Raw genomic sequence first — 23555 nt, 5'->3', positions numbered from 1 at the left:
GGCGCCCGCAGCCGCAGGGGCCGCAGCCGCATCGCAGGTGCGGCGGGGCGGGGCGTTACGCGGCGTGGAGCATGCCGCCGTCGATGACGTGGTCCGCGCCGGTGATCCACGCGGCCTCGTCCGAGACGAGGAACGCGACGAGCGCCGCGACCTCCTCCGGCCCGCCCGGCCGCCGCAGCGGCACCCCGCCCAGCCCGGCCATCAACTCCCGCAGCGCCGCCTCGCGATCCGTGCCGCTCCGCGCCGCGTTGCGCCTCAGCAGATCCTCCGCGGCCGAGGTGAGCGTCACGCCCGGCGAGATCCTGTTGACGCGGACGCCGCTCGGGCCGACCCGGACGGCCAGGGCCTTGCTGTACGCGGACAGCGCCGCCTTCGCGGCGGAGTACGCCACGGCGTCCTGCAACGGCTCGTGCGCCGCGGTCGACGAGACGTGCACGACCACCCCGCTCCCCCGGGCGACCATGCCCGGCAGGACCGCCCGGTCCAGCCGCACCGCGCTCAGCAGATTGGTCTCCAGGTTCCGCTGCCACTCCCCGTCGTCGGCGTGGAGGACGCTGTCGGGGCGGGTGTCCGTGCCGCCGGCGTTGTTGACGAGGACGTCCACGCCGCCGAGTAACTCCTCCGCCGCGCGGGCCACCCGCGTCGCGTCGGCGGGCACGGCGGCGTCGGCCGTCACGAAGTGCACCCCGTCGGGCAGGTCGCCGCCCCCGGCGCCGCGCGCGGTGGTCAGCACGGAGGCGCCCTCGGCGACGAGCCGCGCCACGATCGCGGCCCCGATGCCGCGCGTTCCGCCGGTGACGACCGCACGCCGCCCGGCCAACCGCGCGGCGCCCGTCGGACCGGCGCTCACTGGACCGTCTCCGCGGCGTGCTGCGCCAGCCACTCGGGGAGCGACTGGAGCGCGGGGTTCAGCGCCCGTACGGCGGCGAGGTCCCGGTCCCCGACGAAGGTGTCGGCGGCCTGCACGTAGTACGCGAACATGTTCGCCACCTCGTCCGCCGCGAAGGCGCCGGACGCCCGGTACTCGTCGAAGCTCGCCGGCCGGTACGCGACCTTCTCGCCCAGCGCCGCGGTGAACAGCTCGGCCAACTCGCCGCCCGTGTGGTGGCCGCCGGCGATGCTCACCGTCTCGCCGACCAGCTCCGGGTGCCGGAAGACGCCGAGCGCGGTCCGGCCGATGTCGTCGGAGGCGATCCCGGCGATGGGGGCGTCGGCCATCGGCAGGGTGATCGCGAGCGTGCCGTCGTCGCCGCGCACCGGGCCCATGCCCCGGAGGAACGCCTCGTAGAAGAAGGTGGTGCGCAGGAAGGTGGTGGGCACGCCCTCCGCGGTGAACAGCCGGTCCGCCTCGGCCTTGGCGTCGAAGTGGGGCACGGTGTAGTCGCCTTCGAGCAGCGGCATCTGGTCGTCACCGGTGCGCAGCACACCGCGGGTGTCCTCCAGGGTGGACCAGATCACGTGCCGGAGCCCGGCGGCCCGCGCGGCCCGGGCGGCGTTGCCGGCCTGCTCCTTCTCCATCTGCGCCGCCGTACGACGGCGTACGTCCTCCGCGGGGCGCGGGGCCCAGAAGTTCGTGACGACGAACGCACCGTACGCCCCGTCGAACGCGGCGCGCACCGACGCCTCGTCGTCGAGGTCGGCGGCCACCACCTCGGCGCCGGCGTCGGCCAGGCGGCGCGCGGCGGGCGAGTCCGCGTCCCGGGTCAGGGCGCGCAGGGCGAACGGCCCGTCGGCGTCGGCCAGGATCGCCCGGGCGAGCCCGCCCCCCTGCGAACCGGTCGCCCCGACCACGGCGATGATCTTCTTCGCTTCCGACATGGCGATCCCCTCGAAGTTCCAGGTTGACGTATCAACTTCAGCGATTTCCACGTTACGCCGAGGGGGTTGATACGTCAACTAGAGGTTAGGATCGTGGCCATGTCCGACGAGCCCTGGCTGAACGAGACCGAACAGCGCGCCTGGCGGTCCTACCTCCACATGCAGCGCATGCTGACCGCGCGCCTCGCCTCCCGACTGCAACGCGACTTCGACCTCTCGGCGGCCGACTACGAGATCCTGGTGAACCTCTCGGAGTCCGCCGACGGGCGGATGTGTCCGAGCGAACTGGCCTCGGCGACCCAGTGGGAGAAGAGCCGGCTGTCCCACCACATCACCCGGATGGAACGCCGCGGCATGGTCACCCGCGAGCCCTCCCGCACGGGCCGCTACCCCGACGTCCAACTCACCGAGGCGGGCCGCACCGCGATCCGCCGGGCCGCCCCCGAACACGCGGCGGACGTCCGCGCGCTCTTCGTGGACGTCCTCGGCCCGCAGCGCCTCGCCAGCTTCGCGGAGGACTGTCGCGCGGTCACGGATGCGCTGGACAGGGAGGGGCGGGGGTCGCGTTACCCAAAAGTATGATGCGCTGCATCAGGACGTGGACCATCTCAAGGCCGAGACGCCCGAGGAAGAGGCATTGAACCCCGACCGCAGCGACGCCGGACACCCCCGCTTCGTCGAGATAACGACCAACCTCCGCCTCTTCGAGGACGACGGAGCGGGCATGAGGATCGTCGGCGGGCCGCCGCGCTACCAGCACAGGACGAACGGTCCGGTGCGCTACGTGGCGGTGGCCGACACCGAGCACGAACTCGTCGGCTACCTGTGGTTCAACGACGAGGACGACGCCGCGAGCTGGCTCCCCCTCAAGTCCGCGGGTGCGCGCGGTGACGAGTGGCGGGAGCGGCTCCACGCGGGCAAGGCCCGCGGCCTCACCCCGTCCCAGACGGTGACCGAGCTGATCCAGCTGTGGCCCTCCTCCACGTACACCCACATCGTCGCCGGCTCCCTCGCCGAGGCGCGGAGCCAGCGGGCGCTGAAGGAGTCCGCCGGCCACTTCGAGACGGACCGGACCTGGCGGGCGGTCGACGGCTCGCTCTTCGGGCTGGCCGTCGGCGACGCGATGGGCTACCCCACCGAATTCCTCGACATGCGGCAGATCGCGGCGGCGTTCGGCCCCTGGGAGGAGATGGGCCTGCCGCTCTCCGCGGGCGACGTGGTCCGGGTCACCGACGACACGCAAATGGCGCTCGCGGTCGGCGAGGCGCTCCTGGAGGTCGGTGCGGGCGCCCCTGGGCCGCGCGAGGCCGCCGCCGCGCTCACCCCGTACGGCGTCGAAGCCGCCCTGCGCAAACACTTCGTCACCTGGCTGCACGACCCCGACAACAACCGCGCGCCCGGTCAGACCTGCCTCAGGGCCTGCGCCAACCTCGAACGCGGCATGCGCTGGCAGGACGCCACCGTCATCAACTCCAAGGGCTGCGGCGCGAACATGCGCGTCACGCCCGTCGCGCTCGTCCCCGCCCTGAGCGGCGCGCAGCGGGCGGGCATCGCCCAACTCCAGGCCGCGCTCACCCACGGCCACCCCACCGCGCTCGCGGCCAGCGACCTGACGTGCCACGCCACCTGGCTCCTCGCCCACGGCTGCTCGCTGGCGGACCTGCTCCCCGAGCTCCGCGCGTACGCCCGGAAGTCCCGCAACACCTACCACGGCGACTGGCTCGGCGACCTGGCGGCGAAGGCGGGCGCACCGGACCCGGCGTCGTTCATCGCCTTCGGCTGGGACGAATGCCTGCGCGCCCTGGACACCGCGGCGAGCGCGCTGCGGGCGAAGGACGTGGAGCGGGACCCGTGCGAGGCGGTGGGGGCGAGCTGGGTGGCCGAGGAAGCGCTGGCCACGGCGCTGTACTGCGTCCTGGTGGTCGACGGCCACCCTCGCTCGGCGGTCAAGCGCGCGGCGCACTCGTCGGGCGACTCCGACTCCGTCGCCGCGTTGGCCGGCGCGTTGGCCGGCGCGCATCGTGGCTACACGTCCTGGCCGCCGGAGTGGCGCGAGGCGCTTGAGTACACCGCGCGCATCACCAACCTCTCCACCGCGTGGGACACCCCGCCTGCCTGAAGCCCCCTGAGAGCCCTCGCCGTTACCCCGCGGAAGCGTTGCCCTCCGCGGCCGGGTGGGGTCTGTTCGCGCAGTTCCGCCCCCTGACCTACCCGCCGTTTCCCTGCGGAAGCGTTGGCCTCTGCGGCCCGGTGCGTGGCGTGTCGTGCAGTTCCCCGCGCCCCTAAAAGCCTTCGCCTCAGCCCGCAGACAAGTGACGGGGCCGCGAAACAGGCGGCGCTGGGGGTGCCCCCACGCCCTCTGGGCGTAGGGGGGCGGATGCGTGAGCAAGCCCGACGCATCCGCAGATGGCAACGCTCCCGCGGGGAGACGGCGCGGGTCTTCAGGGGCGCGGGGAACTGCGCGACAAGCCCACCACCGGCCGGTGGAGACCAACGTTCCCAGAGGGAAACGGCGGGTACGTCAGGGGCGCTGGGGGTCCCCCCACGCCCTCTGGGCATAGGTGGGGGTCCCCCCGTGCCCGCAGGGCACAGGGGGAGGAACTGCGCGACAAGCCACCCACCGGACCCCAGAGACCAACGCACCCGCAGGGAAACGGTGCGTGTGTCCAAGGGCGCGAGCAAGCACGACGCAGCCGCAGAGAACAGCTGGCCCGCAGGGAAACGGCGCGGGGGCCGACCCGCGGCCCGTCAGGGGAAGGCGCGGCGTTCCGCCGTGCGGATCAGGGTTACCAGGTCCGCCACGGCGTCCTCCTCCGCCGCGGGCCCCGTCCGCAGCGCCTCCGCCAGGTCGCGGCCCGCGACCTGGACCTGGTCCGCGACCACGAAGACGCCCGCGTCCGGCATCGTCCGCGGCTCGCGCTCCGGCGTCTCGATCCGCTGGGCGCGCCGGGCCAGCTCCCTGGCCAGGGCCAGGCCCTCGCCGGCCGCACCCCGCTGGAGGCGGCTCTGCGGCGCGGCGCGCAGAGCCGCGGCGAAGTGGTCGACGGCGTCGAGCAGAGGGGTCGTATCAAGCACACCGCACCCTATGCACACCCCATGGAGTGTTGCCAACGGCCGACGCCTCAGGCACGGTGGCGACAAGGAGCACAGGCCCTGAGCGTCCGGAGGCGCCGATGTCCCATGTCTTCTCCGAAGAGACCCACCGCAATCTCCTCTCCCGCATCCCCCACTGCACCGGTCGTGAGATCTCCGATTGGTTGCACACCGTAGAGGAAGGCCCCTCTCTCTTCCGTTTCGAGGAGAAGGTGAGCTGGCTCCGGAGTGAGCACGACCTCTCGTACGGCCACGCCAAGGCGATCATCCACGAGTACGACCTGCGGCGGGCCGCGCGGCGACTGCTCTGAGGGGCGGTCCGAAAACGGCGAGAAACGGCGGAGGGCCCGCAGGCGCTGTGCCTGCGGGCCCTCCTTCCGCCCGGCGCGCCGAGCGCACCGGGCGGCAGGGTCAGTCGTTGCCCTGGATGATCGACAGCACTCGCAGCATCTCCAGGTAGATCCACACCAGGGTCATGGTGAGGCCGAAGGCCGCGAACCACGCCTCCCGGCGCGGCGCACCGTAGGTGACGCCGTCCTCGACCTGCTTGAAGTCCAGGGCGAGGAAGCACGCGCCGAGCACGATGCCGAGGACGCCGAACAGGATGCCGAGGCCGCCGCTGCGGAAGCCCAGGCCGTCACCGCCGCCGAAGACGGCGAAGAGGAGGTTCACCGCCATCAGCAGCATGAAGCCGATCGCGGCGGCCATCACGAAGCCGTAGAAGCGGCGCGTGACCCGGATCCAGCGCATCTTGTACGCGATCAGGACACCGGCGAAGACCGCCATCGTGCCGAGGACGGCCTGGACGACCACCCCGGGGCTGATGTAGGTGCTGACGGCGCTGGAGATCACGCCGAGGAAGACGCCCTCGAAGGCCGCGTACGCCAGGATCAGCGCGGGAACCGGCTTGGCCTTGAAGGACTGCACCATCGCGAGGACGAAGGCCACGAGGGCCGCGCCGATCGCGATGCCGTAGGACTTGCCGAGCGCGTCCTGGTCCACGGGCAGCGTGATCCAGGCGAGGACGGCGGTGAGCACGACGGTGCCGAGCGTCATCGCGGTGCGCGAGACGACGTCGTCGATCGTCATGACGCCGGCGCCGGCGGGCGCCTGCGGGCCGCCACCGGCGACCTGCGGGTCGGTCGGGGCGTACGGGTTGGTCGCGTACGGGTTGCCCGTGCCCTGGGCGTAAGGGTTGGTGGCTACGGCGGCGCCCCCGGCCTGCGGCTGCGCGTTGAAGCCCGCCATGCCGTTGTCGCGGCTGAACCCCCGTCGCGAGAAGACCGGGTTACTGCTCCTCATCTCACTCCTCCATGGCCACCGTGCGCGGCCTTGCGACAAGAGTAATGGGAGCGCAAAGGCTCTGCCCTAGTGCCAACGGAGGATCTTTCCGTATCGTGACCGGGCTCTCATGCCCCCGGCGGGGGTCGTCGGGCCGGCTGCGGCGGCCTTCGGGAGGGGTTCGGAGGGGGCCGCGGGCCCACCCATCCGATGTTTCTACCTTCAACGACTTTCGACCGATCCCCCGGGCCCCTGCGGTGCCCGGAGCCGGACTCGAACCGGCACGCCCGCGAAGGGCAGCGAGGTTTAAGCTCGCCGTGTCTACGTTCCACCATCCGGGCTTGATACACCGCTCGCAACGAGGGACGAGCCTATCCGGGCTGACTCTTCCCAATGGCGGACGATGGCCCGATGTTGTCTTATTTTATTGCCGCCTGATTGGGCATCAGTGCTGGTGAACGGCGCGTGGGCACATATGTCCCGACACGTGGTCACTCTCGCGACTTCACGCGATTGACGGAAACTCGTCGCCCGTGCCCGACCTGGGCGCGAAGCCCCAGTACGTGCCTCGTACACATGCCGGATGCACGTGTCGGACGGCACTGATCCGATCTTCCGATCTCGGGGGTGCCGTCATACCAAAGGAGGAGGAACCGAGGATCCGGTGCGACCAAAGAGGGCCATCGGAACGGGCACGAGGGCTGACGTTCGTAGCTGCGGCGGCGGACACGATGGAGTCGTCCCCGATCGCCACGCCGACAGGAGCGTCCCCTCGTGACCACCATGTCCCTCACCCACCGGCCCACCACCGTGGCCGCCCGCGCCACGGACCTGTCCAAGGTGTACGGACAGGGCGAGACCCAGGTGGTCGCCCTCGACCGGGTCACCGTCGACTTCAACCAGGCCGAGTTCACCGCGATCATGGGCCCCTCGGGCTCCGGCAAGTCCACGCTGATGCACTGCGTCGCCGGCCTGGACACCTTCAGCTCCGGCTCGGTACGGATCGGGGAGACCGAGCTCGGGTCCCTCAAGGACAAGCAGCTGACCCAGCTGCGCCGCGACAAGATCGGCTTCATCTTCCAGGCGTTCAACCTGCTGCCGACCCTGACCGCGCTGGAGAACATCACGCTGCCGATGGACATCGCCGGCCGCAAGCCCGACAAGCAGTGGCTGAACAACGTGATCGACATGGTCGGGCTCTCCGGCCGGCTCAGCCACCGCCCGACCCAGCTCTCCGGCGGCCAGCAGCAGCGCGTCGCCGTGGCCCGCGCCCTCGCCTCCCAGCCGGAGATCATCTTCGGTGACGAGCCGACCGGAAACCTCGACTCGCGCTCCGGCGCCGAGGTCCTCGGCTTCCTGCGGAACTCGGTGCGCGAGCTCGGCCAGACCGTCGTCATGGTCACCCACGACCCGGTGGCCGCCTCCTACGCGGACCGGGTGATCTTCCTCGCCGACGGGCGGATCGTCGACGAGATGCACAACCCCAGCGCCGACGGCGTCCTCGACCGGATGAAGGCGTTCGACGCCAAGGGCCGGACCAGCTGACCGACCCGACAGCTCCGCTGACCCGGCTCCCACCACAGGATTGACTGACATGCTCCGTACCGCTCTGCGCAACGTGCTCGCGCACAAGGCCAGGCTGTTGATGACCGTGCTCGCCGTGATGCTCGGCGTGGCGTTCGTCGCCGGCACCCTGGTCTTCACCGACACGCTCGGCAACGCCTTCAAGAACCAGTCGGCCAAGGGCTACGACAAGATCGCCGTGGTCGTCGAGAGCCCGCCTGACGAGGGCCTGTCCGACGAGACGCTGAAGAAGATCCAGGGCGCCTCCCAGGTCGACCGCGCCACCGGCCGGGTGGAGGGCTTCGCCGGCGTCGCCGACCAGGACGGCAAGCTGATCGGCAACGGCTGGGCGAACGCCGGCGGCAACTTCGCCCCCGGCAAGGACGGCAAGGACGACGAGTACGACTTCACCCAGGGCAACGGCCCGGCGAAGGCCGACGAGATCGCCCTCGACAAGGAGACCGCCAAGAAGGGCGAGTACGAGGTCGGCGACACCGTTCGGGTCGCCACCAACGGCCCGGTGAAGGAGTACACCCTCGCCGGCGTCTTCACCACCGACGACGGCGCGGTGAACGCCGGCGGCAGCCTGGTCCTCTTCGACACCGCCGTCGCGCAGGAGCTGTACCTCAAGCCCGGTCAGTTCGACACGATCAAGGTGACCGCCAAGGGCGGGGCGTCCGACTCCGCCGTCCTGTCCGCCGTGCAGCCACTGCTGCCCAAGGACGCCCCCGCCGAGACGGGCACGAAGCTCGCCGACGAGGAAGCCGAGTCGATCAAGCGCGAGATGAACGGCATGAGCATGATGCTGCTCAGCTTCGCCGGCATCGCGCTCTTCGTGGGCATCTTCCTGATCGCCAACACCTTCACCATGCTGGTCGCCCAGCGCACCCGCGAGCTGGCCCTGATGCGCGCCGTCGGCGCCTCCCGCCGCCAGGTCAAGCGCTCGGTGATCCTGGAAGCGCTCTTCGTCGGCCTGATCGCCTCCGTCGTCGGCTTCGCCATCGGCCTCGGGCTCGCGGTCGGACTGCGCTCCCTCGTCGGCTCCTTCGGCGCCAAGATCCCCAACGGTCCGCTGGTCGTCTCGCCGACCGCGGTCCTCTCCGCCCTCGTCGTCGGCGTGGTCGTCACCGTGCTCGCGGCCTGGCTGCCCGCCCGCCGCGCCGCGAAGATCCCGCCGGTCGCCGCGATGAGCAGCGTGCACGCGGTCGCCTCGGCGAAGTCCCTGCTGGTGCGGAACATCATCGGCAGCCTGCTGACCGGCGGTGGCCTCGCCCTGATCGGCGCCGGCGCCGGCGCGAGCGACGGCGACGCCGGCCGCTACACCATCGCCGGCGGCGCCTTCCTGGCCCTCATCGGTGTGATCGTGCTGATCCCGCAGCTCTCCCGGCCGCTGATCGCGCTGGTCCGCCCGCTGCTGCACAGCGTCTTCGGCGTCGCCGGCAAGCTCGCCGGCCAGAACGCGGTCCGCAACCCGCGCCGCACCGGCGCCACCGCGTCCGCGCTGGCCATCGGGCTGACCCTGGTCACCGGTCTGACCGTGATCGGCGTGACCGTCGGCCAGGCCATCGACAAGTCGACCACGGACAACATCCGCGCCGACTACCTCGTGACCATGGCCAACGGCGAGCCCCTCGACGCCTCCGCGGTCACCGCCCTGCGCAAGGCGAAGGGCCTGGAGGCCATCTCCCCCAGGCAGAACGGTTCCTTCGAGATCAAGGACTCGTACCGGTCGGTCTCCGGGGTGGACCCGCAGGGCCTCCAGGAGGTCTTCAAGCTCAAGACGGTCTCCGGTTCGCTGGACACCCTCGCCGACGGCCAGCTCGCGATCGACGAGAAGACGGCGGACAAGAACGGTTGGAAGTCCGGCGACCAGATCCCCGTCACCTTCGAGCACGACGGGAAGAAGACCGGGAAGACCCTCACGGTCGGCGCGGTGTTCGAGCCGAACGAGATGGTGGACCAGTACCTCCTCGACACCAAGGTCCTCGCCCCCTTCGAGGAGAAGCCCACCATCCCCGAGGTGTGGGTGAAGATGGCCGGCGGGGAGACGAAGGCCAACGAGCAGGCGCTGGTGGACGCCCTCGGTGACAACCCGGCGATGTCCATCATGGACAAGCAGGACATCCGCAACCTGTTCGGCGGCATGATCAACACGATGCTGAACATCATGTACGGCCTGCTGGCGATGGCCCTGATCATCGCGGTCCTCGGGGTCGTCAACACCCTGGCGATGTCCGTCTTCGAGCGTCAGCAGGAGATCGGCATGCTGCGGGCGATCGGGCTGGACCGCAGCCGGGTGAAGCGGATGATCCGCCTGGAGGCCGTGGTCATCTCGCTGTTCGGTGCGGTGATCGGCATCGCGCTCGGCTCCTTCCTCGGCTGGGCGATCGGCGAGACGTTCCGGGACTCCATCCCGACGTACGAGCTGGTCATCCCGTGGGCGCGGATCGGGATCTTCCTGCTGCTGGCCGGCGTGGTCGGGGTGCTGGCCGCGATGTGGCCCGCCCGTAGCGCCGCGCGGCTGAACATGCTCACCGCGATCAAGACGGAGTAGCCGGACCGGGAGCGGTACGGACGAAGGGCCCCGGGGATTCGGCGAATCCGCGGGGCCCTTCGCCGTGCTTACGCGGCCGTCCGGCGTCAGGTCCAGGCGCGGGTGCGTAGCGGCAGCCCGGCCGCGCCGTCCGCACCGGTCTTCACGGCGAGGACCTGGTTCACCCCGATCCGATTGCGCTCGAAGGAGAGCGCGGACGCGGCCATGTACAGCCGCCACACCCGGGCCCGGCCCGGGGAGGTGAGCGCGACGCCCTGCCGCCAGTTCTCCTCCAAATTGGCCACCCAGCGGCGCAGGGTGAGGGCGTAGTGCTCGCGGATGGACTCCACGTCCCGCACCTCGAAGCCGGCGGACTCCACGCCCGCGACGGTGGCGCCGAGCGGGGACAGCTCCCCGTCGGGGAAGACGTACCGGTCGATGAACTCGTCGACCTCGTACGTCGACTCGTCGGCCTGCGGGCGGCGCGCGATCTGGTGGTTCAGCAGCCGGCCGCCGGTCTTGAGCAGGGAGTACAGCTGCGAGGCGTACTCCTGGTAGCGGACCGAGCCGACGTGTTCGGCCATCCCGATGGAGGAAATCGCGTCGTACGGGCCGTCCCTGACGTCCCGGTAGTCCTGGACGCGGATCTCGATCCGGTCGGTCAGCCCGGCCTCGGCGACCCGTTTGCGGGCGTACGCGGCCTGCTCGCGGGAGAGCGTCACCCCGGTGACCTGCGCGCCGTACTCCCGGGCCGCGTGGATGGCCATGGAGCCCCAGCCGGAGCCGACGTCCAGCAGCCGGTCGCCCTCCTTCAGGTCCAGCTTGCGGGCGACGAGGTCGAGCTTGGCGCGCTGGGCGTCCTCCAGGGTACGGGCGCCGTCGCCCCAGTAGGCGCAGGAGTACACCATGGAGGGGCCGAGGACGAGTTCGTAGAAGTCGTTCCCCACGTCGTAGTGGTGGCTGATGGCCTGGCTGTCGCGACGCTTGGTGTGCGAGGAGCCGGCGCGGCGGCCGACCTCCTCGGGGGGCGGCGGCGGGGGCGGCAGGGCGCCGCCGAGCGCCAACAGGCCGCGGGCCGCGGTGCGCAGCCGCGGGTCGCGCAGCCGCCGCAGCCGGCTGTCCGCTTCATGGGCGGCGTCGGCTTCGCGGGCGGCGTCGGCACGCTCCCAGAGGACGCCGGTGAGGTGGTCCAGGACGGTGTAGAGGTCGCCCTCGACGTCGATTTCCCCGGCGACCCAGGCACGCGCCAGGCCCAACTCACCGGGCCGCCACAACAACCGCCGCAGGGCGCGGCGCTGCCGCACCACGAGCACGGGCCCGCCCGGGGGTCCCGCCTCCGAACCGTCCCAGGCCCGCAGGCGGACGGGGAAGGGCCTGCCCAACAGGTCTTCGGCGAGGGCGGTCAGCCGCACTGCGGCTCCGGCCATGGCACACACCTCCGTGAGGTTCCGGCGTTCCGGCTTGCGGGTTGCCGTCATGACAACAACCCGACCCCTGAGGGTGCTTCCCGCCCTGCGCCCGTGCCGACCGTGAAACGCCCGTATCCCGCCGCGAACCCCCCGCATGGTCGTGCCCCGGGCACGGCAAAGGGGCCGCCCGCACCACGGATGGCGGGCGGCCCCTCGTTCGGGTGCCTTACGGAACCGGGAAGGCCGGAGTCAGGAAGCCTTGGCCTTCTCGGGGGTGGCGGTGACCGGCGCGGGCGTCGGCTTGGCCGCCTCGTAGAACTCCTCGCGGGGCGACTGGATCGCACCGAGGGAGACGACTTCGCGCTTCAGGAACATGCCCAGCGTCCAGTCAGCGAAGACGCGGATCTTACGGTTCCAGGTCGGCATCGCGAGGCCGTGGTAGCCACGGTGCATGTACCAGGCCAGCCGGCCGCGGAGCTTGATCTTCATCTTGCCGACGACGATCATCGCGACGCCCTTGTGGAGGCCGAGGCCGGCCACGGCGCCCTTGTTGGCGTGGCTGTACTCCTTCTGCGGGAAGCCCCGCATGCCGGAGATCACGTTGTCGCCGAGGACCTTGGCCTGGCGCAGGGCGTGCTGCGCGTTCGGCGGGCACCAGGCGTTCTCCACGCCGGCCTTGCGGGCGGCGACGTCCGGGACCTGGGCGTTGTCGCCCGCGGCCCAGATGTAGTCGGTGCCCTGGACCTGGAGGGTGGTGGCGGTGTCCACGTGGCCGCGGGGGCCGAGCGGGAGGCCGTAGCGGGCGAGCGCCGGGTTCGGCTTGACGCCGGCGGTCCACACGACGGTGTCGGAGTCGACCTCAAGGCCGTTCTTCAGCACCACGTGGCCGTCGACGCAGGAGTCCATGGACGTCTGCAGGTAGATCTCGACGCCGCGGGACTCCAGGTGCTCCTTGCCGTAGGCGCCGAGCTTGGGCCCGACCTCCGGAAGGATCTTGTCGGCCGCGTCGACGAGGATGAACCGCATGTCCTCGCGCTTGACGTTGGTGTAGTACTTGGCGGCGTCGCGCGCCATGTCCTCGACCTCGCCGATGGTCTCGGCTCCGGCGAAGCCGCCGCCGACGAAGACGAAGGTCAGCGCACGGCGGCGGACCTCCTCGTCGGTGGTGGAGTCGGCCTTGTCCAGCTGCTCCAGGACGTGGTTGCGCAGCCCGATGGCCTCTTCGATGCCCTTCATGCCGATGCCCTGCTCGGCGAGTCCGGGGATCGGGAAGGTGCGGGAGACCGCGCCCAGGGCGACGACCAGGTAGTCGAAGGGCAGCTCGTACGCCTCGCCGACGAGCGGCGCGATCGTGGCGACCTTGCGGTCCTGGTCGATCGTGGTGACCCGGCCGGTGAGCACCTCGGCCTTCGGCAGCACGCGTCGCAGCGGGACGACGACGTGCCGGGGCGAGATGCTGCCGGCGGCGGCTTCGGGGAGGAAGGGCTGGTACGTCATGTACGACCGCGGGTCGACGACCGTGACGGTCGCCTCGCCGTAGCGCATCTTCTTCAGAATGCGCCGTGCCGCGTACAAGCCAACGTACCCACCGCCTACTACGAGGATCCTGGGACGCTCCGTGGTGCTCATGCCATCGAGTATCCACCCCCCTGGTGGGGGGTGCTCGTGAGCCCCTTCACAAGGTCTCGACAGGGCTCTGCTACACTGCGCGGCCCGCGTGATCGAGGTCATGGTCGAAACGGGGAACCCGGCGCGTGGTCCAGTCGTTGGGCACCCGCTGTGAGCTGGCCCCTTGAGGGCGCTCCCGGGGTTCGCCCGGCCGGTGGTTCACCTTCCCGAAACACCCCGAAGTCCCCTTCGTCCGCACTCCTTCGGGCCCAAAGGCCCTACGGCACGTGCCTTTCGACCCCGCACCGCCCCCATCAGGCCCCTTTTCCTTGTGAAGAACTTCACGAAGTTGCTCATCGACTTCTCATCCGGGCCGTGTCGCCGCGACTTTTATGCGGCTTTTATGCGCCCCGGCACTACCTCGAAGCCGCTCCTAAGGTGCCCCTGAGATGCCCCTGAGCTGCCTCAGACGAGGGAGAGCGCGATGCCGTCGAGGATGTCGTGTTCGCTGACGACCACCTCGTCCGCGTCGATCCGTTCCATGATCGCGAGCAGTACGAGCGCCCCGGGGACGATCACGTCCACCCGCCCCGGGTGCACCACCGGGATCGCGGCCCGCTCGTCGTGGGTCGCGGCGGCCAGGGCGTGCACGATCTCGGCGACCCGGGCGCGGGAGACGCGCGAGTGGTGGATCGCCTTGGAGTCGTACGCGTCGAGGCCCAGCGCGATGCCCGCGACCGTGGCGACCGAGCCGGCGAGCCCCACCAGCGTGCGGGCGCCGCGCAGCGGCACGGTCTCCTCGGCGAGGTCCAGCGCGGCCTCGACGTCCGCGCGGACCGCGGCCAGCTCCGCGGCCGACGGCGGGTCGCTGCGCACGTGGCGCTCGGTGAGCCGGACGCAGCCGACGTCCACGGAGCGCGCGGCCTCCACCCGGTCGCGTCCGATGACGAACTCGGTGGAGCCGCCGCCGATGTCGACGACCAGCCGCTCCTCGTGGCCGGGCAGCTCGCCGGTGGCGCCGGTGAAGGAGAGTTCGGCCTCCTGGTCCCCGGTGATCACCTCGGGCTCGACGCCCAGGATCTCGACCACGCCCCGGACGAAGTCCGCGCGGTTCTCCGCGTCGCGGGTGGCGGAGGTGGCGACGAAGCGGACGCGTTCGACACCGTAGTCCGCGATGGCCGCCGCGTACTCGCGGCAGGCCGCGAAGGTGCGCTCCAGGGCCTCGGGGGCGAGCCGGCCTGTGCGGTCGACGCCCTGCCCCAGCCGGACGATGGTCATCCGCCGGTCCAGCTCGACCAGCTCGCCGCCGGTCGGGTCGACCTCGGCGATCAGCAGGCGGATGGAGTTGGTGCCGCAGTCGACGGCGGCGACGCGGGTCATGCGTCCTCCTCCGGGGCCTTCGCGTCGGCCCCGTCGGTCCGGCACGGGGTGACGCACGGGCCCTTGCGCCACCACTCGGGCAGCATCGCGATGGCCTCGTCGCCCAGCGGGTTGACCCCGGGGCCGGCGGCCAGCGAGTGCCCGACCAGCACGTGCAGGCACTTCACCCGGTCCGGCATGCCGCCGGCGCTCGGGAAGCCCGTCAGCTCCTCGATCTCGTCGCGGCGCGCGATGTAGTCCTCGTGCGCGGCCCGGTAGGCGGCGGCCAGTTCGGGGTCCGCGGCCAGCCGCTCCGACATCTCCTTCATCACGCCGTTGGCCTCCAGCGTGCCGATGGCGGAGGCGGCGCGCGGGCAGGTCAGGTAGTACAGCGTGGGGAAGGGGGTGCCGTCGGGCAGCCGGGGCGCGGTCTCCACGACGTCCGGCAGCCCGCAGGGGCAGCGGTGCGCGATGGCGCGCAGACCGCGCGGCGGACGTCCGAGCTGGAGCTGGAAGGCCGCGATGTCGTCGTCCGTGGGGGCGGTGTGCTCGGTGGTGGGTGGAGGGGTTTCCATGCCTGCCTTGGATCCGGTCGTTCTACGTTGCTGCGTCGTCGTGCTGCTGCGTCGTACTGCTCGTCTTGCTACGGCGTGGTGGGTGGTGCGTCGCGTGCGTGCCCGCGGTCAGTCGCGGTCCGAGTCGTCGACGCCTTCCCAGACGTTCGAGTACCAGGGCCGGTCGGCCGAGCCCTCGTCGTTGCGGCGCCGCTCGGCCGCCTCCGGGTCGATCATGATGTAGCCGGTCTCCCCCGGCAGTACGTAATGCAGGTGCTCACGGGCCAGGCGGCGTACGTACATGTCGTCCTGGAGCCGCGCCTTCTCGTCCCGCAACCGCTCCACCTGCTGCTCCGCGTCGGCCATCCGCTCGCGCTGGTCGGCGATGTCGCCGCGTTGCGAGACGTACTGCCGCATCGGGTACGCCAGGGCGACCACGAGGGAGCAGACGACGAGCGCGAGGAAGGCCGCCCGGCCCGTCAGCCGGGAGCGCCGCGCCTGGCGCTTGGTCTGGGAGCGGTACACACGGGCCGCGGTCTGCTCGCCGAGCAGCCGCAGCCTGGTCGCGGTGGAGAACCGTCCGTCGCCGTTCCCGGAGTCCCGCTTGGCCATCTGATCCGCCTCCCCTGCGCCGGCTGCTCCGTCGGTGCCGTCTGGTCGGTGCCATCGGGGCGCGTACGTGCGTACGTCCCCGGACACGGTACGGGACCGCGGCCGGGGACGTACCGCACGACTGGCTGCCGGGGCCGATCAGCCCTTGAAGCGGGGGAACGCGCTGCGGCCCGCGTACACGGCCGCGTCGTCCAGGATCTCCTCGATGCGCAGGAGCTGGTTGTACTTGGCGACGCGCTCGGAGCGGGCCGGGGCGCCGGTCTTGATCTGGCCGCAGTTGGTGGCCACGGCCAGGTCGGCGATGGTGACGTCCTCGGTCTCGCCGGAGCGGTGGGACATCATGCACTTGAAGCCGTTGCGCTGGGCCAGCTCGACGGCGTCCAGGGTCTCGGTCAGCGAACCGATCTGGTTGACCTTGACGAGCAGGGCGTTCGCGGAGCCCTCCTCGATGCCGCGGGCCAGGCGCTCGGGGTTGGTGACGAAGAGGTCGTCGCCGACGATCTGGACCTTGGCGCCCAGCTTGTCGGTGAGCACCTTCCAGCCGGCCCAGTCGTCCTCGAACAGCGGGTCCTCGATGGAGACCAGCGGGTAGGCCGCGACCAGCTCCTCGTAGTACTCGGTCAGCTCGGCGGCGGAGAGGGACTTGCCCTCGAACTCGTACGAGCCGTCCTTGTAGAACTCGGAGGCGGCGACGTCGAGCGCGAGCGCGATGTCCTTGCCGGGGGCGTAGCCGGCTTCCTTGATCGCCTCGATGATCAGGTCCAGCGCGGCGCGGTTGGAGTCCAGGTTCGGCGCGAAGCCGCCCTCGTCGCCGAGGCCGGTGGACAGGCCGCGGCCCTTCAGGACCTTCTTGAGGGTGTGGTACACCTCGGTGCCCCAGCGCAGCGCCTCGGAGAAGGACTCCGCGCCGATCGGGGCGATCATGAACTCCTGGATGTCCACGTTGGAGTCGGCGTGCGAGCCGCCGTTCAGGATGTTCATCATCGGAACGGGCAGCAGGTGCGCGTTCGGACCGCCCAGGTAGCGGAAGAGTGGAAGGTCGGACGCCTCGGAGGCGGCGTGCGCCACGGCGAGGGAGACGCCGAGGATGGCGTTCGCGCCCAGCGAGGACTTGTCCGGGGTGGCGTCCAGGTCGAACATCGCCTGGTCGATGAGGCGCTGCTCGGTGGCGTCGTAGCCGACGAGCTCCGGGCCGATCTGCTCGATGACGGCGAGGACGGCCTTCTCGACGCCCTTGCCCTGGTAGCGGTTCGGGTCTCCGTCGCGGAGCTCCAGGGCCTCGAAGGCACCGGTGGAGGCGCCGGAGGGCACCGCGGCGCGGCCGGTGCTCCCGTCGTCGAGGCCGACCTCGACCTCGACCGTGGGGTTGCCTCGGGAGTCCAGGATTTCCCGGGCTACGACGACGTCGATGGACGGCACGAGCATCTCCTTCTGGGATGTGACGCGTGGGGTGCGGGGCTCAGCGCCCAACGGCAAGAGCCTAACCGGCTGGGGGGCGTCGACCGGCCGCTGCCCGCCCCCTGGGACGAAAAAGAGTGCGAAGAACTTCACCCCGGCCAAAAGGCGCATAGCTACCGTCGGGTAACGCCTCTCAACTGCGCGGATGCCTGCTCAGAAGCGGGCCTCTCGCGGTCGGCGCGGACCCCCGACGGTCAGTGCGGGCTTGCTGCTCACCCGTGACACACAGAACCCCGGGCCGGCGCGTACGGGGGAAGCGCGCCGGCCCGGGGCCGTGAGTGGCGAACCCGTGGGGGGTCGGGTCGGGGTGACGGCCCGTGGGTTCGCGACGGGTCAGCTCAGGTGGAGCTGCTGACCCGGGTAGATGACGTCAGCGTCGTCCACGACGTCCTTGTTCAGCTCGAAGAGCTTCTGCCAGCCGCCCTTGACCTGCTCGCTCTCGGCGATCTTGCTCAGGGTGTCGCCGGCCTGGACCTCGTACTCGCCGTCGCCCTTCTCGAAGCCGCCGGCCTTCGGCGCGGACTTGGCCGGGGCGGACGGGCGCTCGGAGCGGGTGGTCGGGGCCTCGGCGCGCTCCTGCGAGGGCTGCGCCTTCTGCTGCTGCTTCGGCTGCTCGGGCTTCGGCTGCGGCTTGGGCTGCTCCTGCTTCGGGGCGGGGGCCTGCTCGGCGCCGCCGCCGTTGTACGCGGCCTTGGAGAGGCCGACGCCACAGCTCGGCCAGGCGCCCTTGCCCTGGCCCGCGAGGACCTTCTCGGCGATCTCGATCTGCTGCGACTTGGAGGCGAGGTGCGCGTTCGACGCGTACTGGGTGCCACCGAAGGCGGCCCAGGTGGACGGGGAGAACTGCAGGCCGCCGTAGTAGCCGTTGCCGGTGTTGATCGACCAGTTGCCGCCGGACTCGCACTGGGCGACCTTGTCCCACTCGGCGGCAGTGGCGGCGGAGGCGGAGGTGGCGCCCACCAGCGGGGCGGCGATCGCGGCGGTGGTGATGCCGGCGAAGGCGGCGAACTTGGCGGCCTTGGACGGGCGGCGGTGCTTGCCCTTGCTGGAAAACAGCATGGTGGATCTCCTCACCGACGCCTACGAGGTGAGCTGTCGGGTTCGGGCCAAGTGAGTTGCCCGGCCGCGCGCTCGGCGCGGCTTCACCCCAAGCCGGTGTCCGTGCCCCGGGTCTCCCGGGGTGGACGGGACCGGCACGTACGTGGGTCCCCCGCTCCTGCCTTCGGCGCTCTCGCGACGACTGTTCCCCCCGACCGACGGCAGGATTCGGCGTGACGGTCAGTGGTGCCCGCTTTGGCGAGCGGTCAGACCGTAATCACAGCCCTCCCCGATGTTCAAAGAAGGAACATCGGGGAGAAAACGCCCATCACGGCCTTCCGGAAACCCCCGTTTCCGCAGGTGGGACACGGAATGAGTCATTCCATTCGGGGCCGGAAGTCCGTTCGAGCAGAGAGACACATGTCTCACTTACGCAGAAACGGACAAAAGCCGGCAAAAACCTGCCCCAACGTGCCCCTGAATCGGGCTACTTCACCCCGAGGTCAAGGTTCTGACCAGGCAGGATCAGATCGGGATCAGCGCCGACGGCATCGCGGTTCGCCTCGTAGAGCGCCGGCCAGCCTCCGGGGAGGTCCTGGGCGTCCGCGATGGCCCAGAGGTTGTCGCCGGGGCGGACGGTGTACGTGCCGGGCGACGCGGTCGCGGTGTCGGCGCTGGCGCCGGCGTCGTCCTTCTTGCCGTCGGCGTCCTTCTTGTTGGCCTCGGCGCCCGCGCCGGTCGAGCCGTCGCCCTGCTGACCCTTCGCCGGCGCACCGACCGCCTTGCCCGGGTCGCCGGGCTGGACGGAGTCGCCGCGGCCGGGCGTGTCGCTGCGCGAGGCCCGGGTGTCGTCGCTCGCGCGCCGCTCGCCCGTGCCCGCGCTCGCACCCGCGTCCGCGCCCTCGACGGCGCCGGAGGGCTCCGGGGACGCCGGCGCGGCCGGGGTCTCGGTCGCGGCCGGGCCGCGGTGCTTGCCGCCGGCCTTCTTTCCCTCGTCCGTACCGGCGCCCGGCGCGACGCCGTTGCCGACGCCCTGGGTCGGGCCGGGGGACGGCGTGGTCGGCGCGGTGGGCACCGGCAGGGCGCCCAGGTCGAGCTTCGGCTTCTCGCTGCCCGGCAGCCCCGCGTTCGCCCCGCAGGACGACCACGCCTGCGACCCCTGGGCGGCCAGCACCTTCTCGGCCACGGCGATCTGCTGCGAACGGCTCGCGAGGTCGGCGCGCACCGCGTACTGCGTACCGCCGAAGGCTTCCCACGTCTCCTGCGAGAACTGGAGCCCGCCGAAGTAGCCGTTGCCGGTGTTGGCGCTCCACTGCCCGGCACTCTCGCACTCCGCGACCCGGTCCCACACGGCGGAGTCGGCGGCGGACGCGGACCCGGCGCCGAGGAGCGGGATCGCGATCGCAGATCCCGTCACCCCCGCGGCGACGACGAGTGCCGGGGCCTGGCGAGGACGGCGATGTCGACCATTCCCGGAGAGCATGCGGTTGCCTTTCGCTGACGGCTGAGACGGGGGTGAACGTAACCGCACTCCAACGTCAGTCACAAGTCGATGCAGCGGAGATCACGCAAACATCACAGAGTTGATGCTCCGTCAGTTAGTCGGGCGGCCGAACTCCACGGGAAGCGTGCGCAGTCCACGCATGATCAGCCCGCCGCGCCACCGCAAATCGGACGGATCCCCCGCGAGTTGCAGGTCAGGGAGGCGACGCAGCAGGGTCGCGAGCGCCGTCTGCGCTTCGATGCGGGCGAGGGGCGCGCCGAGGCAGTAGTGGATCCCGTGGCCGTACCCGAGGTGCTGATTGTCACGTCGGGACAGATCGAGGACGTCGGGCCCGTCGAAGCGGTCGGGGTCGCGGTCGGCGGCGGCGAGCACGACGAGGACGGGGTCGCCTTCGGCGACTTCCTGCCCGCCGATCGTCACCGCCTCGGTGGCGAACCGCCAGGTCGCCAACTCCACCGGTCCGTCGTAGCGCAACAGCTCCTCCACGCCCGTCTCCAGCAGGTCGGTCCGACCGGCCGCCAGGGACTCCTGGAGCAGGGCGCGTTGCTCCGGGTTGCGCAGCAGGGAGTACGTGCCGTTCCCGATCAGGTTCACGGTGGTTTCGAACCCGGCGAAGAGGAGGATGAAGGCCATCGCCGCGGCCTCGTTCTCGGTGAGGTGCTCGCCGTGGTCGCTGGCCCGGATCAGCCCCGAGATCAGGTCGTCGTCGGCGCTCTCGGGGCCCAGGGTCTCCCGCTTGCGGTGGATCAGCTCGGCGAGGTAGCCGCGCATCTTCTTCACGGAGCGCGCCACGCCGCCGCGGGGGCCGCCGCCGTGGCGGATCATCATCCCCGCCCAGTCCCGGAAGTCGTCCTGGTCCTCGGCGGGCACGCCCAGCAGGTCGCAGATCGCGTAGATGGGGAGCGGGAACGCGAACTCGTGGATCAGGTCTGCGCTGCCGCGGTCCGCGAAGCCGTCGATGAGCCGGTCCGTCAGCTCCTGCACGCGCGGCGCGAAGGCGGCGACGCGGCGGGGGGTGAACGCCTTGGACACGAGTCGGCGCAGCCGCGTGTGGTCGGGCGGGTCGATGTTCAGCAGATGCGTCATCAACTCCGCCTTGCGCTCCCCCGGGATGCCGGTCTTGCCCTTGGCGTGGGCGGGCTCGTCGTGGTGCGCCGGGTTCTTCGACAGCCGCGGGTCGGCGAGGGCCTGCCGGGCGTCGGCGTACCGGGTGACGAGCCACGCCTCGACGCCGCTGGGGAGGGTGGTGCGGTGCACGGGCGAGTGGGTGCGGAGCCAGGCGTAGGTGGGGTAGGGGTCGGTGGCGAACTCCCAGGTGAAGAGCGGGGGTGTGGGCTGTCCGGAAGTCGCACGCATCCCCCGACGCTACCCCGCGCCTGCGCCTGCGCCTGCCGCGTCCGGCCTGGCGGTGTGCTCCCCCTTCCTGCGGCCACGCTGCCGCGTGCGGCCCGGTGGCGGGCTTGTCGCGCAGTTCCGCCCCCTACGCCCAGAGGGCGTGGGGGGACCCCCAGCGCCCCTGACACCACCGCCGTAACCCCGCAGGTGCATTGGTCTGTGCAGACCGTGCGTGGCTGATCGCGCAGTTCCCCGCGCCCCTAAAAACTCTCGTCCCGCAGGTAAGAGACGGGGGCAGCGACACAGGGGCGCGGGGGACTGCGCGACAAGCCACAGACGAGCCGCAGAGACCAAGACTCCCGCAGGGAAACGGCGGTGGTGTCCAGGGGCGCGAGGAACTCACCACCAGGCCGCAGAGACTAACGCTCCCGCAAGGAAACGACGGAGGTGTCAGGGGCGCGAGGAACCCACGTCCGAGTCTCGGAGACCAGCGCTCCCGCAGGGGTCGGCGGAGGCGTCAAAGGGCGGCGCGGGGGCTAGCGGGGGGATTCCGTCGCGCGGATGGACGCGTGGTACGCGCGGGTCGCCGCGCGCAGGGCGGATTCGGGGTCCACGCCCGCCTCGTCCGCCGCGACCGCCAGCGCCAGCAGCTCGTAGCCCACGCCCTCCCCCGCGGGGAGCGGCACGTCCAGGCCCGCCGTGCGCACGCGGGACGCGAGCTTCGCCGCGAGGGCGAGGCCCGGCTGACCCAGCGGGACCCCGTCCGTCACCGAGTCGCGCTGCTTCTCCGTCGCCTTCGTGCGCAGCCAGATGTCCCGCACGTCCTGCGGCGTGCGCGCCACCTCGTCGCCGAAGACGTGCGGGTGCCGGTGGATCAGCTTGTCCACGATCGTCCCGGCGACGTCGTCGATGGAGAACGGCCCGTCGGCGTCCTCCTGCGCGATCCGGGCGTGGAAGACGACCTGGAGGAGGACGTCGCCCAGCTCCTCCCGCAGCTCGTCGCGGTCGCCCTGCTCGATCGCCTCGACGAGTTCGTACGCCTCCTCGATCGCGTACTTCGCGAGGTCCCGGTGCGCGGGCACCGACGACCACGGGCACTCGACCCGGATCCGGTCCATGACCTGGACGAGGTCGAGGAAGCGGGCGCCGGGGAGGTCGTACGAGCCGGGGAGCAGTTCCAGCGCGGGCATCGCGACCCGGCCGGAGCCGGCGAGGCGGGAGAGGCCGTCGGTCAGGGCGCGGTCGCCCTCGCCGGTGACCAGGACGACCACGGTCGCGCCCCCGGCGCAGGCGTCCACCAGGCCGTGCGCGTCCGGCACCGAAGGGGTCACCTCGACCCCGGCCTCCCGCAGGTGCGGGAGCTGGGGGTGGGCGTGGTCCGCGCAGAGCACCCGGTCCGCGGTGCGCAGGGTCTGCCACGCGGGCCAGGACAGCAGCCCGGGGGCGACCCGGTGGCTCGTGGTGAGCAGGACGATGCGGCCGGTCGGCCCGGCCTCGACGGGCGCGGCGGCGGAGGTGTTCGTGGTCACCCCACGAACCTACCTCCGCCCGCCGGACGCCCCGGTCGCATTTACGCCGCGCTGGGCTTCACACCTGCGGGCTGGGCTTCACGCCGTGCTCGGCACGGCCGGCTGCTCCTGCTCGCTGACCTGCGTGATCCACGCCGCCTTGTAGTCGCCGAGCTCCAGCTTCTGGTCGTCCCAGGCGCCGAAGCGCGGGTTCACGTCGATGTCGAGGGACTTCGCCGCGGTGGTGAAGGCCGCGTTCAGCTTCTGCTGGCCCTCGGCCGGGTCGTTGGTGCCCATGGACCGGGCGAGCTTGTTGATCAGGATGTCGCGTTCGACGACGGCGTCGAGCTGGTCGGGGGCGACCCCGCGCTCCTGGAGGTACGCGGCGGCGAGGCCCTCCTCACCGCCGAAGCGCTGGGCCAGCATCGCCCGGCCCTCCTGGAGTTCCTTGCGGGTGACGGTGACGCCCGCGTCGGCGGCGGCCTTGTGCACGACCTGGTTGACGATGAGGTCGTAGAGCTTGGCCCGGCTGAGCTGGCCGGTCTCGCGGACCAGCTGTTCGCCCTGGGGGGTCTTCTCCTGGGCGGTGCGCACGTCCTTGACCGCCGCCTGGACCGTGGACACCTCGATCCGCTCGCCGCCGACGACGGCGGCGGCACCCGGGTGCGCGTCGTTGCCGCAGGCGGTGAGGAGGGGTGCGGCGGACAGCAGCGCGGCGGAGACGATGATCGCGGTACGACGACGGCGGGGCAAGGGAGCCTCCTGACGAGGTTTGTGCGACGAGTCACAAAGTCCTGCGGTGATCGATGGTAGGCAGTCCGCGGTGCCCGGGCCACCACTTCGCCGCCACTGATTCGATCCGGCAGGTGATTCGACCCGACG

General features: G+C 71.5%; 20 protein-coding genes, 1 tRNA gene and 1 riboswitch. Of the genes, 5 read left to right on the top strand and 16 right to left on the bottom strand.

Annotated elements, in window-relative coordinates; translation table 11 throughout:
* Positions 1-55: 55 nt before the first annotated feature.
* Together ABZ842_RS04565 and ABZ842_RS04560 are read right to left on the bottom strand one after the other, a co-directional pair.
* On the bottom strand, positions 56-850 hold the full coding sequence (locus ABZ842_RS04565) for an oxidoreductase (RefSeq protein ID WP_361531475.1): 795 nt from the start codon (positions 848-850) through the stop codon (positions 56-58).
* Entirely contained in the window at positions 847-1818 is a 972-nt protein-coding gene (locus ABZ842_RS04560) for an NmrA/HSCARG family protein (RefSeq protein ID WP_361531472.1), read from the bottom strand. The genes ABZ842_RS04565 and ABZ842_RS04560 overlap by 4 nt, the downstream gene beginning before the upstream one ends.
* Before the next feature lie 99 nt (positions 1819-1917).
* On the opposite strand from ABZ842_RS04560, the gene ABZ842_RS04555 reads away from it, so the two are divergent.
* Both ABZ842_RS04555 and ABZ842_RS04550 read left to right on the top strand, forming a co-directional pair.
* Positions 1918-2400, top strand: a complete 483-nt coding sequence (locus ABZ842_RS04555) for a MarR family transcriptional regulator (protein WP_361531469.1) — start codon at positions 1918-1920, stop codon at positions 2398-2400.
* A 541-nt stretch (positions 2401-2941) separates the two neighbouring features.
* On the top strand, positions 2942-3937 hold the full coding sequence (locus tag ABZ842_RS04550) for an ADP-ribosylglycohydrolase family protein (RefSeq protein WP_361531829.1): 996 nt from the start codon (positions 2942-2944) through the stop codon (positions 3935-3937).
* 629 nt (positions 3938-4566) lie between these two features.
* Here the strand turns inward: ABZ842_RS04550 and ABZ842_RS04545 are convergent.
* The gene (locus tag ABZ842_RS04545) at positions 4567-4893 is read right to left on the bottom strand and encodes a hypothetical protein (protein WP_361531466.1); all 327 of its coding nucleotides are present in this window, start codon (positions 4891-4893) and stop codon (positions 4567-4569) included.
* A gap of 98 nt (positions 4894-4991) precedes the next feature.
* Here ABZ842_RS04545 and ABZ842_RS04540 point away from each other — a divergent pair, with 98 nt between their 5' ends.
* The gene (locus ABZ842_RS04540) at positions 4992-5222 is read left to right on the top strand and encodes a DUF4287 domain-containing protein (protein WP_361531463.1); all 231 of its coding nucleotides are present in this window, start codon (positions 4992-4994) and stop codon (positions 5220-5222) included.
* 100 nt (positions 5223-5322) lie between these two features.
* On the opposite strand, the gene ABZ842_RS04535 is transcribed toward ABZ842_RS04540, so the two are convergent.
* Positions 5323-6213, bottom strand: coding sequence for a Bax inhibitor-1/YccA family protein (locus ABZ842_RS04535; RefSeq protein WP_361531460.1), 891 nt, complete (start codon positions 6211-6213; stop codon positions 5323-5325).
* A gap of 237 nt (positions 6214-6450) precedes the next feature.
* A tRNA-Leu gene (locus ABZ842_RS04530) sits at positions 6451-6533 on the bottom strand.
* Between the two features lie 442 nt (positions 6534-6975).
* Between ABZ842_RS04530 and ABZ842_RS04525 the strand changes: the two genes are divergently transcribed.
* Both ABZ842_RS04525 and ABZ842_RS04520 read left to right on the top strand, forming a co-directional pair.
* A complete protein-coding gene (locus tag ABZ842_RS04525; protein WP_361531826.1) occupies positions 6976-7737 on the top strand; it encodes an ABC transporter ATP-binding protein in 762 nt (253 codons plus the stop codon).
* 49 nt (positions 7738-7786) lie between these two features.
* Complete coding sequence (locus ABZ842_RS04520; protein WP_361531457.1) at positions 7787-10309, top strand: FtsX-like permease family protein; 2523 nt, start codon at positions 7787-7789, stop codon at positions 10307-10309.
* Positions 10310-10395: 86 nt separating this feature from the next.
* On the opposite strand, the gene ABZ842_RS04515 is transcribed toward ABZ842_RS04520, so the two are convergent.
* From ABZ842_RS04515 to ABZ842_RS04465, 11 genes are all read right to left on the bottom strand, one after another.
* On the bottom strand, positions 10396-11715 hold the full coding sequence (locus tag ABZ842_RS04515) for a cyclopropane-fatty-acyl-phospholipid synthase family protein (RefSeq protein WP_361531454.1): 1320 nt from the start codon (positions 11713-11715) through the stop codon (positions 10396-10398).
* 231 nt (positions 11716-11946) lie between these two features.
* Positions 11947-13326 (bottom strand): NAD(P)/FAD-dependent oxidoreductase, encoded by a 1380-nt coding sequence (locus ABZ842_RS04510; RefSeq protein ID WP_361531451.1) that lies wholly within the window; start codon positions 13324-13326, stop codon positions 11947-11949.
* A 444-nt stretch (positions 13327-13770) separates the two neighbouring features.
* Positions 13771-14685 (bottom strand): Ppx/GppA phosphatase family protein, encoded by a 915-nt coding sequence (locus ABZ842_RS04505; protein ID WP_361531448.1) that lies wholly within the window; start codon positions 14683-14685, stop codon positions 13771-13773.
* Positions 14682-15239: a DUF501 domain-containing protein gene (locus ABZ842_RS04500; RefSeq protein ID WP_361531445.1), complete on the bottom strand. Its 558-nt coding sequence runs from the start codon at positions 15237-15239 to the stop codon at positions 14682-14684. Before ABZ842_RS04500 ends, ABZ842_RS04505 begins: the two co-directional genes overlap by 4 nt.
* Positions 15240-15347: 108 nt before the next feature.
* Positions 15348-15830: a septum formation initiator family protein gene (locus ABZ842_RS04495; RefSeq protein ID WP_361531443.1), complete on the bottom strand. Its 483-nt coding sequence runs from the start codon at positions 15828-15830 to the stop codon at positions 15348-15350.
* A gap of 138 nt (positions 15831-15968) precedes the next feature.
* The gene (gene eno, locus ABZ842_RS04490; protein ID WP_361531823.1) at positions 15969-17255 is read right to left on the bottom strand and encodes a phosphopyruvate hydratase; all 1287 of its coding nucleotides are present in this window, start codon (positions 17253-17255) and stop codon (positions 15969-15971) included.
* 366 nt (positions 17256-17621) lie between these two features.
* Positions 17622-18347 carry a transglycosylase family protein gene (locus ABZ842_RS04485; protein ID WP_361531440.1) on the bottom strand — a complete coding sequence of 242 codons (726 nt, stop codon included), beginning with the start codon at positions 18345-18347 and terminating at the stop codon, positions 17622-17624.
* Positions 18348-18350: 3 nt separating this feature from the next.
* A riboswitch (cyclic di-AMP (ydaO/yuaA leader) is annotated at positions 18351-18526 on the bottom strand.
* A 287-nt stretch (positions 18527-18813) separates the two neighbouring features.
* The gene (locus tag ABZ842_RS04480) at positions 18814-19809 is read right to left on the bottom strand and encodes a transglycosylase family protein (RefSeq protein WP_361531437.1); all 996 of its coding nucleotides are present in this window, start codon (positions 19807-19809) and stop codon (positions 18814-18816) included.
* A 111-nt stretch (positions 19810-19920) separates the two neighbouring features.
* A complete protein-coding gene (locus ABZ842_RS04475; protein WP_361531434.1) occupies positions 19921-21186 on the bottom strand; it encodes a cytochrome P450 in 1266 nt (421 codons plus the stop codon).
* Between the two features lie 515 nt (positions 21187-21701).
* Entirely contained in the window at positions 21702-22694 is a 993-nt protein-coding gene (locus ABZ842_RS04470) for a nucleoside triphosphate pyrophosphohydrolase (RefSeq protein ID WP_361531431.1), read from the bottom strand.
* Positions 22695-22772: 78 nt separating this feature from the next.
* Positions 22773-23426 (bottom strand): SurA N-terminal domain-containing protein, encoded by a 654-nt coding sequence (locus tag ABZ842_RS04465; RefSeq protein ID WP_361531428.1) that lies wholly within the window; start codon positions 23424-23426, stop codon positions 22773-22775.
* Between the last annotated feature and the right edge of the window lie 129 nt (positions 23427-23555).

This window comes from Streptomyces sp. NPDC047315 (assembly GCF_040643215.1).
Taxonomy (GTDB): Bacteria; Actinomycetota; Actinomycetes; order Streptomycetales; family Streptomycetaceae; genus Streptomyces.
The sequence above is the reverse complement of the archived record's forward strand: the minus strand, read 5'-3'. Positions and strand labels throughout refer to the sequence as shown.

Excerpts from the sequence above, each read along its gene's own strand:
- ABZ842_RS04485 (WP_361531440.1), bottom strand. The coding sequence starts at position 18,347 with ATGCTGTTTTCCAGCAAGGGCAAGCACCGCCGCCCGTCCAAGGCCGCC.
- ABZ842_RS04505 (WP_361531448.1), bottom strand. The coding sequence starts at position 14,685 with ATGACCCGCGTCGCCGCCGTCGACTGCGGCACCAACTCCATCCGCCTG.
- ABZ842_RS04510 (WP_361531451.1), bottom strand. The coding sequence starts at position 13,326 with ATGAGCACCACGGAGCGTCCCAGGATCCTCGTAGTAGGCGGTGGGTAC.
- ABZ842_RS04495 (WP_361531443.1), bottom strand. The coding sequence starts at position 15,830 with ATGGCCAAGCGGGACTCCGGGAACGGCGACGGACGGTTCTCCACCGCG.
- ABZ842_RS04520 (WP_361531457.1), top strand. The coding sequence starts at position 7,787 with ATGCTCCGTACCGCTCTGCGCAACGTGCTCGCGCACAAGGCCAGGCTG.
- eno (WP_361531823.1), bottom strand. The coding sequence starts at position 17,255 with ATGCTCGTGCCGTCCATCGACGTCGTCGTAGCCCGGGAAATCCTGGAC.
- ABZ842_RS04540 (WP_361531463.1), top strand. The coding sequence starts at position 4,992 with ATGTCCCATGTCTTCTCCGAAGAGACCCACCGCAATCTCCTCTCCCGC.
- ABZ842_RS04525 (WP_361531826.1), top strand. The coding sequence starts at position 6,976 with ATGTCCCTCACCCACCGGCCCACCACCGTGGCCGCCCGCGCCACGGAC.
- ABZ842_RS04560 (WP_361531472.1), bottom strand. The coding sequence starts at position 1,818 with ATGTCGGAAGCGAAGAAGATCATCGCCGTGGTCGGGGCGACCGGTTCG.
- ABZ842_RS04515 (WP_361531454.1), bottom strand. The coding sequence starts at position 11,715 with ATGGCCGGAGCCGCAGTGCGGCTGACCGCCCTCGCCGAAGACCTGTTG.
- ABZ842_RS04535 (WP_361531460.1), bottom strand. The coding sequence starts at position 6,213 with ATGAGGAGCAGTAACCCGGTCTTCTCGCGACGGGGGTTCAGCCGCGAC.
- ABZ842_RS04550 (WP_361531829.1), top strand. The coding sequence starts at position 2,942 with ATGGGCTACCCCACCGAATTCCTCGACATGCGGCAGATCGCGGCGGCG.
- ABZ842_RS04500 (WP_361531445.1), bottom strand. The coding sequence starts at position 15,239 with ATGGAAACCCCTCCACCCACCACCGAGCACACCGCCCCCACGGACGAC.
- ABZ842_RS04480 (WP_361531437.1), bottom strand. The coding sequence starts at position 19,809 with ATGCTCTCCGGGAATGGTCGACATCGCCGTCCTCGCCAGGCCCCGGCA.
- ABZ842_RS04475 (WP_361531434.1), bottom strand. The coding sequence starts at position 21,186 with ATGCGTGCGACTTCCGGACAGCCCACACCCCCGCTCTTCACCTGGGAG.
- ABZ842_RS04555 (WP_361531469.1), top strand. The coding sequence starts at position 1,918 with ATGTCCGACGAGCCCTGGCTGAACGAGACCGAACAGCGCGCCTGGCGG.